Genomic DNA, 12,597 nt, shown 5'->3' on the forward strand with positions numbered 1-12,597 from the left:
CCGACGGTATTTCGTTGGAAACACCAGATGATACAACAATACGCTTACATTGTGGCTCTTGTGTAAATAGATGCTCATGCATCTATTCTAATTCATTCGCCGCAAGCGGCGGGGTATCAGACCCTAAAAGAGAATGACACGTGTCGGTTGTCGGCTTTATGCATTGCATAACTCAGGCATGGCAAGTAATCACCTCCATGGCCCATAATGATACTGAAGTCCGGTGCAGTTATCCTATTGAAGACGCGGATAACGAGAGAGTAGAATTGAGGGAAATGGGCGGGCGACGCCGGTGACACCAGGAGGTACGTAGTGACTTCTCTGCAAAAGCTTTTCAGCCCGGTCAGTATCGGATCGATGGAGGTAAAGAACCGCCTTGTGATGGCACCAATGACTACTCAGTGGGCAGGCCCGGGTGATACCATCACTCAGCGATTGATAGACTATCATGTGGCCCGAGCCAGGGGCGGCGTCGGGTTGATCACTTTTGAAGTCTGCACTGTGGACCGCCAGTACCCCTACCAACTGCACACGGTGGGGTTGTGGGGTGACGAACTTATCGCCAATCACCGGGAATTGACCAAGGCCGTGCATGCCCACGGCGCCAAGATAGTGCCGCAGATCTCGCATGCCGGGCCGGAGTCATTCGCACCGTTTATCAACAAGCTGCAACCCCTGGGGCCATCGCCGTTCCAGTCTGCAGTAACCGCGCAGATGTGCCGTGAGGTCACGCTCGAAGAGATCGAATTGATCATCGAGCAGTACGGTGAGGCGGCCAGGCGGGCCAGAGAAGCCGGCTACGATGGGATGGAGTTGCACTGCGCCCATGCCTACATGATGTGCGGGTCGTTCATCTCGGCTTTGCGCAACAAACGGACGGATGCATACAACGGCAGCACGGTCGAAGGGCGGCTGCGGTTCCCCATAGAAGTCATCAAGAGGATGAAGGCCAAGGCAGGGAAAGACTTCCCTTTGACCATCCGCATCTCGGGTGACGAGCGGACGCCTGGCGGCCGCGACGTAGAAGGGACAAAGGAGATAGCCCCGAAGCTGGTTGAGGCCGGGGTAGATGCCTTTCACATCTCCGGAGGCGTTATCGACAGGCTCAGCACAGGTATTATCGCAGGTTCGAGCTTCGGACCTGGTTTCAACGCGCCGACTGCCGCGGCCATAAAGAAAGCGGTGAATGTGCCCGTGATGGTTGTGGGCAGAATCCACGACCCGGTCCTGGCAGAGAGGATACTGCAAGCTGATCAGGCAGACCTGATAGTCATGGGGCGCCCGCTGCTGGCAGACCCCGATCTGCCGAACAAAGCCCTGAAGGGAGAACTCCAGCATATCAGGAGATGTATCTCCTGCGAGAACTGCTTCGATTCGATAGCCGAGGGTGATTTCACCAACATGCACTGTGCAGTAAATGCTGCTACGGGAAAAGAGCGTCAGCTCAACACCGAGCGGGCGGCGAAGACCAAGAAAGTGATGGTGGTCGGCGGCGGGCCGGCGGGAATGGAAGCGGCGCGGGTCGCGGCCTTGAGAGGACACTCCGTCACACTGTATGAGAAGCAGGGGCGACTGGGCGGGTCGCTCCTCTTCGCTGACACTGTTCATAGCGACAACGACAATCTGCTCAACCACCTCACCACGGAGGTCAAGAGTCTGCCAATAGAGGTCAAGCTGCGGCATGATGTCACTCCTGCCCTGGTCAGTGCCGCCAAACCGGATGCAGTCATCCTGGCGTTGGGTCCGAACCTGTCCGTACCCTCCATAAGGGGGTCGGACGGCCGCAATGTGCTGAGTGGCCCGGAGCTGAAGAAAATGCTGGGCGGCAATCTGCAGGGGGCCGCCATCAAGAAGCTGCCTGCCTGGCAGAGACTGGGGCTGCAACTGGGCGGTCCGCTGATGCGGCGTTGCCTGAATCCTCCGCGTATAAGGAGGCTGACGCGGTTGTGGATGCCACTGGGAAAGAGGGTCACAGTCATAGGAGGTGACCTGGCAGGCTGCGAGCTGGCTTTGTTTCTGGCAGAGAGAGGCAGAAAAGTCACCCTTTTGGATAGCGGAGGGAAGATCGCCCCCGACGTCGGAAGCAAGCGAAGGGCGGAGGTGAGGCAGAGTCTACAGGAATCGGAAGTCACCGTCGTTACCGGGGCGGTGTACGAAGAGATAACCCCGAAGGGGGTCGTTTTCAGCACAAAAGATGGGGGCAAGAAGACCGTGGGAAGCGAAACTGTGGTAATTGCCGGCAATGTCGAGCCGAATATGGATCTGCAGAAGACGCTCGAGGGGAAGGTCCCCGAGCTGTATGTGATAGGTGACTGCAAGAAGCTGGGCTTGATAAGGGGGGCTATTGGTGATGGCATGACCATCGCCTGTAAAATATAGACCAACCCGCGCAGAAGGGTTGTGGTTTATTACCACTCTACATAGAGTTATTAGGAAGAGGAGGGTCATCCATGAAGCCGCTGAAGAAGCTATTCACACCCATCAAGATCGGAGCAATGGAGCTGAAGAACCGTATCGTTATGGCTCCCATGACCACCACCTGGGCACCTACCGACGGTACTGTGCCACAGCAGATGATCGACTACTGGGAGGCCCGGGCGAAGGGAGGGGTGGGGCTGATCATATTCGAAACTGTGGTCATCGATGCCGCTTTCCCGTATATAGTCCAGAGCGTCGGACTCTGGGATGACAAGCTCATCCCCAGCTTCAAGAGGTGGGTTGACGCCATGCATGCCCACGGCGCTAAGGTGGCACCGCAGATCAGCCATCCAGGACCGGAGTCATTCTCCTGGATATTTGGAGTACAGCCCGTAGGGCCTTCTGTATTGGTCAGCAGAAGACACGGGCAGGCCTGCCGCGAGCTCACTGTGGATGAAATAAAGAAGATCATAGAGCAGTACGGCGATGCAGCAAGACGGGCGAGAGAGGCCGGCTGCGACTGCATGGAATTGCACGCCGGTCACCGATATATGCTGGCTGCCTCGTTCCTGTCACCATTGCGCAACCAGAGAACTGATGAGTACGGGGGCACCATCGACGGCCGACTGAGATTCGTTCTGGAAGTGGTGGATAACATCAAGAGGAAGGCCGGGAAGGACTTCCCGGTGATCATCCGCATCTCGGGCGATGAGCATGTGCCCGGCGGGAGAGACCTGATGGACACGCTGTACATAGCCCCCAAGCTGGTAGAGGCCGGTGTAGATGCCATCGAAATCTCCGGCGGGGTAGATCCTGAACATACCTACCGGGTGCTGCCATGCATGGGGATGCCCCCAGGGTTAAATGTGCCTGCCGCGGCTGCTGTGAAGCAGATGGTGAATGTGCCGGTTATAGTGGTAGGAAAGATCACCGATCCCCGTTTTGCAGATGACATTCTCGTTAAGGAATATGCCGACATCATAATGATGGGGCGAGCCCTCCTGGCCGATCCCGAGCTACCCAACAAGGCAAAGGCCGGCAGGTTCGAAGATATCGCTCCCTGCACTAGCTGCGGGCAGGGATGTCTTCGGATGCCATTGACGTTCGAGGGCTTCACCTGCGTCATCAATCCCACAATCGGCAAGGAGAAGGAGATGGTCATCACCCCTGCAGCCAAGCCGAAGAAGGTGCTGGTGATCGGGGGTGGCCCCGGAGGCCTGGAGGCAGCCCGTGTGGCTGCAATCAGGGGGCACGATGTCACCCTGTGGGAGAAGGCCTCCAAGATGGGAGGACAATTGAACCTGGCGCCCATTCCACCCACAAAGCAGGACATGGCCAGATGGGTCATCTATCTCACCACTCAGGTGAAGAAGGCTAAGGTCAAGGTGGAATTGAACAAGGAGGCTACGCCGGAGTTGATCGAGCAGTTCAAGCCGGACGTGGTTATTGTGGCCACCGGAGGCAAGCCTCTCATTCCGCCCATACCAGGTGTGCAGGGGAAGAAGGTGGCTACGGGAGCCGATGTGCTCACGGGTAAGGTCGCTATATCCCGCGGGAACGTGGTCATCATCGGAGGTGGCATGGTGGGCTGCGAAGTAGCTGACTGGATAGCCAACCCCGGCCTGGACCAGACCTCAGGATGCACCAACATCACTATCATTGAAATGTTGCAGGACATCGCTCTGGACGAGATCCCACAATCGAGAATGGTGCTTCTGCCAAGGTTGAGAGAAAATGGCATCAAGGCCATAACCTCAGCCACAGTGAAGGAGATTCTGGAGGATGGGGTGGTCTATACCAAGAACGGCCGCGACGAGACCATCCGCGGCATGGACTTTATCATACTGACCTGCGGCGCCACATCGGTGGATGAGCTGAGCGAGAAGATCAAGGGCAAGGTGCCGGAGGTCTATGTTATCGGCGATGCCAAGAAGGCCCGCAAGGTACTCGAAGCCATCGCCGAAGGCGCAGAACTAGCCAGAAAGATCTGATTCTATCCTTCTGGAGCGAGATCCTTAAAGGGGACAGCCCCGTGCGAGGCTGTCCCCCTGTTCTTCCCCCGTGCGGATTGCGGCGGCAAAATGTCTCAGAATTCCCACTCCTTCAACGGCTCAAACCTGCCCTGGAAGAACCGCAGGACTTTTGGCTCATAAGCTAACTTCAACCCTGTGATCCTGTCGCGCTTCTGATAAAGTCCCGCTATCCCTTCCACCGCATAGTCTATGTGCGAATTGGTGTACACCCTGCGCGGGATGGTGCACCGGACCAGTTCCAGCTTTGGCCTGTAGTTCTGGCCGGTCTTCGGCTCGCGACCCTTGGAGACGTTCCCGCGCTCCATCGTCCTCACCCCAGAATCAATGTAGATGGCCGCAGTCAAGGCCTGCGCCGGGTATTCTTCCTGGTCTATATGGGGCAGGAATCGTTTGGCATCAATGAAGACGGCATGTGAGCCCGGAGGTACCACAATCGGCACACCGGCCTCCTGAAGCTTGCGGCCGAATTCCTGGGTTTGGGCAACTCTCATCTTGATATAGTCATCGTCCAGTGAATCCATCAAGCCTCGATGGAGCGCCTCGATGTCCTTGGAATCCAGACCACCGTTGGTCACATCCCCCTCCCAGACCCTCAGCATCCTCAAGAAGGCACGGTTCAAGTCGGGGCTGTTGCACGCGATCAATCCGCCCATGTTGACCAGGAAATCCTTCTTGGCGCTGATGGTGCAGCCGTCGCCGTAACTCAGCAGTTCGCGCAGGATCTCCTTGACGGGTTTGTCGCTGTATTGAGGGTCCTTCCACTTGATCATATAGGCGTTCTCAACGCACCTGGTGGCGTCGTACATGTTCGGGATGCCGTATTTGTGAAGCAGTTTCGCCACGTCTTTGGCGTTCTGCATGGATATCGGCTGCCCGCCCGCCATGTTCACGCAGGTCTCGAAACTCACGTAAGCCACATTCTCCGGACCAGCGCGCAGAATCTCGCCCTCCAGCTTCTTCAAGTCTATGTTGCCCTTCCACGGAAACGGATTGGTGGGATCGTGCGCTTCGTCCACAATGACGTCCACAAAAACCCCGCCGGCCATCTCCTGATGAAGCTTGGTCGTGGTGAAGTACATGTTTCCGGGCACGATCTGCCCCAGCTTGATCATGCACTGGGACATGATGTGTTCCGCGGCCCGGCCCTGGTGTGTCGGAATGATGTAGTTGTAGCCCAGGATCTCCCGGAACTCTTCCACCATCTTCAGGTAATGGCGGCTGCTGTATGGAGTGTCGCCGGTGTTGGTCATCCCCTCCCACTGGTAGCAGCTCATGGCCGAAGTTCCGCTGTCGGTCAGGAGATCCAGATAAACGTCTTCCGATTTGAGCAGGAAGGTGTTGTATCCGGCTTCCGCCATGGCCTTTTTGCGGTATGCTTTGTCCACCATCCTTACCGGTTCGAAAATGGCGATCTTGTACGGCTCGTACATCCGCTTCTCTGAGCGCTCCACCCGCGGAAACGAAACAAACAGGCGTTGCTTCAGGGGCTCAAACTGGGCCTCGTCCACAAATTCAGGATCGTTCTTCAGCGAAAGGCCGGTCAAGTCGTCTCGATTCTTGTACACCGCCACCACCACGTCCGCGACCTCTCTCAGATGGTTTATCGTATATGCGCACCGGGGAAGCTCGAACATCAGTGTCCTGGCCCCCTCGCCTTTCGCGTGATAGTCCCACAGCCCTTCTATCTTGCCGCGCATGCCGCCCTGGATATACAGGGAAGCCGCCAGGGCGAACTTGGGAGATTCCTCACTCGGAATGTGGGGCAGGAACTGCTTTACATTCAGCGCGAAGCCCCTGGTGCCCTTGAACACCGGCACGCCTTCGGCCTGGATCATGTTGTAAAGTGTGCCAATTTGCTCCTGATACCATTCGGTGTATTCCGTTTTCCTCATTTCTGCAACGCCGACGGCAAAAACCTCCATGGCCCTGCCCGACACGCCACCATACGTGTGCAGACCTTCAAAAACTACGACCTCGTTTCGGAGTTTCTCGAAGCACTCGTCGTGGCGGCTGGCGATGAAACCGCCTACGTCCGATCTGGGGTCCTGGCTGGCATCCATCAGAACGACGTCCGCCAGTTGAATGATCTTTTTCGCTATGTCTACTATTTCTTGATCCGAGGCCTCTACATTCCTGATCCAATAAGCATTTTCGAGAACGTTTGAAATGTCCACGACCAGCGGGAGCGAGTAGGCGGTCGCGAGCTTTCTCACCGCCTCGATGTTGGGCAGCGATACAGGCTGGCCATTCCAGGCGTCGGGGCACGTTTCAATCTGGATGTAGGCGGCTCCATCTCTTCCGAGTTCCTTCAGCAGCCGCTTCAGTTTCGCCACATCCAGATTCCCGCCGAACTTCTCCGGCTCTCCGTACTTGGCGGCATCTTTGACACTAACGTCAACGCTCTTTCCCTTGTTGGCAAGGACCAGCCCTTCGCACCGCCCGCGGTTGTGCAGAACAGTCTGGCCCGGTTGAATCATCGTCGCTGCCAGGAGCTTCTCTGAACCGATTCCATTGTGCGTTGGCACCAGCCGGTCAATGCCCAGGACTTCCTGGACGGCACTCTCCAGTCGCAGGAAGCTTCTGGCGCCGGCATAGGCTTCATCGCCAATCATCAGCCCGGCCTTCTGGAAGTGGGACCACGCCGACATCCCCCGCGCCACCATGTCAAAGGCCACATGATCGGAACAAACGTGAAACGTATTGAAATGCGCTTGCTTCAGGATGTTCCACCGTTCGTAGGGCCTGAGCGCCGTGATCTTCTTGACTTCCTTAATCTTGAAAGGCTCGCTTCTCATCTGTCTTCACTCCGTAGGTTTGCTTCCCGTCGTTAAGTTTATCCGATACCCCCGCCTATTGTATCACCTCAATAGTTGGGCCTGCTGTCAGGTAGAACGCGGGCTGGGTAGCCTCTGGAGCAGGGGGTCGCGCGGAAGAGCATGAAGGATGAAAGGCAAAATCCGTGCTGTCTTCGTATGTAGCGTTCAAGCCGGGGGTCCGAAGATCGCCAGCGGCCTCTTGTTGCACAGATTGGGGTGTCCACCCTTCCTATTTGCCATACAGGCAACCACCCCAGCACCACCTTGTGGAACTTCAAGCTGTCCTGCGCCATTGCTCTAGGCTCAAGTCTCCCGGAAGCACTTGAGCGTGCATAGACCACAGTTCTTAAGAGACGATGGTCTCACACCAGAACCGGGTGACTCTGGCCGATGGTTGGCTTGAGTGATGTCAGCGCTGGCTGGCTTGGGTGAGCCGCTTGCACAAAAGCAGCATTCGATTCGGCTCGCCAGGAGCGTCATCGTCAACTAACTTGGTGGCAGGCACCCCTTCACGTCAAATATGTCTTGACGTACTTCTCCATCTCCGGCGTCGGTTTCCACCACTTCTTGACGCCCAGGTCCTCAGCCACCTTGTTGGCGCCGAGGTATCCCGGCCCTCCCAACACCAGCCCTCCCGGATAGGTGGACACGCCGCACACGTAGAGGCCCTCGATGGGCGTCCTGGTGGATGAACATTCCTGGTTGGGGCGGAAGCAGCCCATCTGCACCGGCCGGTAATCGCCGTGCTTTATGGCCCCGCGGCGCATGTTGGGGAAGCGGATGGCGATATCCTCGGGCGTCTCGTTATTGGTGCCGATGATGTTCGCCTTCTTCATGTTGGGCGCCACGCGTTGCCATTTGGCCAGAATGGCCTCATCCAGTTCCTTGGCCCTTTTCTCCCAGCCGCCCTCGATCTCGTAGGGAGCGTGCATCTGGAAGAAGGACACGTGCTTGCCGGGCTTGCGGCTGAGATGGGGATCGAAGAGGCTCTCGCAGGTCGAGTGACCGCCGAAGTTGCTGCCGATCTTGCCTTTCACCACGTTGTCCCAGTGGGCCAGCAGTTGCCCGGTGCTCTCGAAACCGAAGACAGTCATGAAGGCCTCATTCACCCAAGTGTCATCGCAGGCATAGTGAGGGGCTTCCTCAGAGGCAACGTGCAGGGTGTAGAAGCTCCACTTATCATACTTCCAGCCCTCTACGGCGTCCTTCAGAGAGGCAGGCAGATTGTCCTTGCCCACCAGATCGAAGAAGGTGGTCTGGGGGTCCAGGGTGGACATGACCACTTTGGCTCGCAGAGTCCTCTCTTCATACCCGATGAGAACGCCCTCCACCCGTCCGTTGTTCATCAGGATCTTGGTGGCTTCGGCGGCCTCCAGAATCATGCCTCCGTTCCGCACGATCTCTCTGGCCATGGCGGCGGCGAACTTGTGCGAGCCGCCGTAGCAGAGGCACTTGTTCATCCCTCTGTCCAGAAGCAGGGGCACGAAGAAACCGATGCCGGTCTCCATGGGGTCCAGCCCCCACATGCAACTGGAGTAGAGCATAAGAGCGCGCACCCGGTCGTTCTCGAAGACATCGTTGATGATCTCCAGTGGACTGCGGTCGACCATCTCCAGCATCTCCGCGCCGATGGGGGTGCGCTGCATGGCCACGGACAGGTCGATGGGGGACATGGGAGGTATGTAGGTGGCCGGAGCCACTATCTCGTTGACGATGCGCCGCCAGGTGCGCATGACCTTGCCGAAGGCGATGGCATCCTTGAACGAGAACTTGCTGATGGAATCCTTGGTGTCCTCTATCATGCGGGTCAGCACCAGCGACTTGCCGTCTTCGAACACCATGGCCGTCTGAGAGTTGGGCTTGACCCAGACCAGGGCATGGTCGTCGAGGTTGAAGTCCTTGATCACCGGCATGTAGTCCACCATCATGTGATAGACAACGTGCGGGTTGGAGGAATACAGAGGGAAGATGATCTCCTCCGTGGCCAGCCCGCCTCCGACTTCGAAGCGGCGCTCCACCACGGCCACCTTCAGTCCGGCCTTGGCCAGATACGCTCCGGCCATCAGACCGTTGGGGCCGCCTCCGATGATAACGACGTCCCAGGTGGTTTCGTCGGGGAACTCGTCGAACATCTTGAAGATAGGTTGCTCTCGCATGACGTCCTCCTCTTCCCCTACCTCGGGGGTATGGCCGAGATCTTGCCCTGCTGGGGTATATACCAAGGCGACGGGTACCACCATTTGCCCGGCTGGGCGATCCCGTCCTCGATCAGGATGTGCATCAGGTTGTACGGGATAGCCATCAGGCACAGCGCGCCCGGATGCCCGGAAGTTTGATGGCAATGGTAGAGTCCGTCGATGGGCGTCCGGTAGCGGGCCAGCTCGGGCAGCGGGCGCTGCGTCCATAGCTGGTCACGGCAGTGCCGGGTGCCGCACCAGGTCCCGCCGACCAGGCCGCTGTGGCGGAACTCAGCTTCGTACGGTGTCGCTGCCCAGTGGTGAATGATATTATCCGAGTCCAGGCCATCCAGCGCTTGAGAGAAGGCTTCGCGCATGTAGGCATTGAGCTTATCCTTGATCTTATCGATGGCATCTGGCCCTTCGATGTGGTACTCTGGCGGGGGAACATTGACCTCAAAAGCTGCCGATATGTACCCCTTGGGATGATAACCCTGGCAATCAGTGGGGTCGAACGCCTGCGATGGGGTGAGAAACCACATCAGTCTCTCCGGCGGCACGGTCGGGTTGCCTTTGCGACCATCCACATCCATCACGTTCTCGTAGTAGATCTGTCGCGAATCCGAGGGGTAGACGGCCCCACAGGGAGTCTTGTTAGGGCCTAGCCCCACCTCATCCATCACTCTGAACTTCTCACGCCAGCGGATGGGCCTACGCGTGTGCAAGGTGGACACATAGAGACTCCCTCCCTTAAGACTGATGTCCTTTATGCGCTGGACGAAACCGGGGTCCAGGTGCTGCTTCCCGATCAACTTCAGGAAGGTCTGCTTGTAGTCCACCGCGGCGATCACGGCCTTGTTGGCCCATAGTGTCTTCGCGCCCGAAGCAGCGTTATCCCTCAGTCGCACCCCCACGGCCCGGCCATCCCGGATGATAATTTCATCAACGGGACAGCAGGTGCGCACCACGACGCCATTGGCCACGTCCGCACGATGTATAGCGTGGAAATAGCCGTGCAGGCCGCCGCGTGGCACGCTCAACTTCCCTGCTATCAAGATGAGGATGTCTGAAAGAAAAGAAGGAATGGCCACACCCTCCCAGTGGCCGGCCGCCCCTGAGGCCCACGCTGCGAATGCCAGCATAGTCTTGACCGACTCGGTCTTCATGTGCTCGTCCATGAGGTCAAACATGGTCATCTCACGCAGTTCCGGGGTCCACACATCCGGCTGCCGCTCTTTGTACACCTGCATGTAGGGTACGTTCTCGTCCGTGACCTCCACCTCAGGCGGATGGGGCGGGCACCAGAATGTGGCCCGCAGAAGCTCCTGCACAAAGGGAGTCGCGCTGGCCAAGCCGCTCAACTTGGCAAACCCCTCCATGTCCTTCGGGTTGGGCGCCTCGATACCGGCCGTGGTCGGCTGGCCTATGGCACCCATGGACTTCATAAGATCCATCGGACTCCAGGACATGCGGAAGCCGTGCTTCCAAAGCTCCAGTTGCTCGAAGCCCGGAGATGGAGCTCCGTACATGAGCATGGCATGGGGATAGATACGCACCCCGGCCATGGGTTCCACGGTCTCACAGGGCCCGCCGGACTCTGTCCTCTCCTCCAATACGCAGACGCTCAGCTTGCACTTGGCCAGATATGCCGCCGTTGTCATGCCGTTGTGCCCACCACCCACAATCACCACATCGTATCTTTCGTCCTTGCTCATGTTTTCCTCCTATCTGGCTGACTAGCGAGCATGTCTCTGCTCCCACCCTTTGCGGATCCCTGATCAGAAGATTGCTGTCCTATGTAGCTATCCGTCAACTGGCTTCAGAACATCTGTGCAGAAAACACCATTCGGGCACTTCGGCCCGGATCAACGAGTCAGGCCCCATGCTAAAGCAGTACGGCACGGTTCCCATATCCCCCCTTGGCACGCTAGCACAAGAAGGCAGAGGATGTCAACTGTTTTCATAATCCGGTAGTGTTCGGTAGAGGTGGATGGCTTCTGAAAAATAAAACTATCCATCTCATATGATGCCTAACCATGGTTTTTACATAAAGTTCCCTCGTCAATCGTAGTGCTGTCGGCCAATAGGTTGCACCTTGAATTCACCTGTTTCGTCTACGCCATTATCCCTTGACATTTCGTAGGGGTGTGGTATAATGCTAAGTACATATGTCGAACGAAGGTTGGGGAATACTGTCATATACTATCTTTCCCAAAGGAGTGACGCTAACATGCGTGTTCCTGATGAAGTTAGACAGTGTGTTGTATTTGTAGGTTTGCCAGTTTCTCAACCTAATGGACAGGTAGCCTTATCATTTAAGGGAACTGCCTTTTTTGTTGCAGTTCCCTCGGCTGTGATTCCGGGGAACAGTTATATGTGCCTAGTAACGGCTAAACATGTGGCTGTTGCACTTGAGGGTAAACCATTCCTAGTCCGAGTCAATACAAAAGATGGAGGTTCACAGTTAATAAGAGGCGAGGGGGCAAAATGGTGGTATCATCCCATTGACTCATCTGTGGATGTTGCTGTTATCCCTTGGGTGCCCCCTGAACAGGTTGAATACATTCCAATCCCAGATACCATGTTCCTTTCCGATGAAATAATTCGGAGCAAGGGTATTGGAACTGGGGACGAAGTTTTTATCACAGGGCTTTTTGCGTATCTCGCTGGGTCTTCAAGGAATCAACCAATAATACGTATGGGGAATATTGCAATGATGCCGGGCGAGCCAGTTGTAACCAAGGAATTTGGCAATATTGAGGCATATTTGATTGAAGCTAGGTCTATTGGTGGGTTAAGTGGGTCGCCAGCATTTGTTAGAGAGACAAGTCCGTTCGGCAGGGTCGGCGCCTTTTATTTCCTCGGATTGATGCATGGGCACTGGGATATCCCACCTGAGTCCAAGAATGACCAGTTAGTAATGGACAGTGACAAAAATGGTCAGGTAAATATAGGTATAGCCATTGTGATACCGGCGAAGAAAATTCTGGAGGTTCTTAATCAGCCAGCTTTGGTTCAAGCGAGAAAACAGAACGATGAAAACTGGCAAAAGCAACACACGCCAACTCTGGATGACCAAATTAAGTTGTCGGAGCAAAAAGAAGAAACACCAAAGTAGCTTTCTTATCACACTAATGGAGGGCGCTAATGGCC

General features: G+C 56.4%; 7 protein-coding genes and 1 pseudogene. 3 read left to right on the forward strand and 5 right to left on the reverse strand.

The features are described from left to right. Positions 1-78, reverse strand: a 78-nt coding sequence (locus NTZ04_00540; GenBank protein MCX5990816.1) for an IS200/IS605 family transposase, incomplete at its 3' end; no start/stop codon positions are given. A gap of 234 nt (positions 79-312) precedes the next feature. Between NTZ04_00540 and NTZ04_00545 the strand changes: the two genes are divergently transcribed. After that, positions 313-2,379, forward strand: a complete 2,067-nt coding sequence (locus NTZ04_00545; GenBank protein MCX5990817.1) for an FAD-dependent oxidoreductase — start codon at positions 313-315, stop codon at positions 2,377-2,379. A 71-nt stretch (positions 2,380-2,450) separates the two neighbouring features. After that, entirely contained in the window at positions 2,451-4,409 is a 1,959-nt protein-coding gene (locus NTZ04_00550; protein ID MCX5990818.1) for an FAD-dependent oxidoreductase, read from the forward strand. A gap of 95 nt (positions 4,410-4,504) precedes the next feature. Here the strand turns inward: NTZ04_00550 and NTZ04_00555 are convergent, their stop codons facing one another. From NTZ04_00555 to NTZ04_00570, 4 genes and pseudogenes are all read right to left on the reverse strand, one after another. Beyond that, entirely contained in the window at positions 4,505-5,881 is a 1,377-nt protein-coding gene (locus NTZ04_00555; GenBank protein MCX5990819.1) for a tryptophanase, read from the reverse strand. A 90-nt stretch (positions 5,882-5,971) separates the two neighbouring features. Beyond that, a pseudogene (locus NTZ04_00560) lies at positions 5,972-7,246 on the reverse strand (tryptophanase). A gap of 530 nt (positions 7,247-7,776) precedes the next feature. Beyond that, positions 7,777-9,423, reverse strand: a complete 1,647-nt coding sequence (locus NTZ04_00565; protein MCX5990820.1) for an NAD(P)/FAD-dependent oxidoreductase — start codon at positions 9,421-9,423, stop codon at positions 7,777-7,779. Positions 9,424-9,440: 17 nt separating this feature from the next. After that, positions 9,441-11,159: an NAD(P)/FAD-dependent oxidoreductase gene (locus tag NTZ04_00570; protein ID MCX5990821.1), complete on the reverse strand. Its 1,719-nt coding sequence runs from the start codon at positions 11,157-11,159 to the stop codon at positions 9,441-9,443. A 515-nt stretch (positions 11,160-11,674) separates the two neighbouring features. On the opposite strand from NTZ04_00570, the gene NTZ04_00575 reads away from it, so the two are divergent. Continuing rightward, a complete protein-coding gene (locus NTZ04_00575) occupies positions 11,675-12,562 on the forward strand; it encodes a hypothetical protein (protein MCX5990822.1) in 888 nt (295 codons plus the stop codon). The last annotated feature ends 35 nt before the right edge of the window (positions 12,563-12,597 follow it).

Source organism: Chloroflexota bacterium, from assembly GCA_026389585.1.
Lineage (GTDB): Bacteria > Chloroflexota > Dehalococcoidia > UBA2247 > RBG-13-53-26 > JAPLHP01.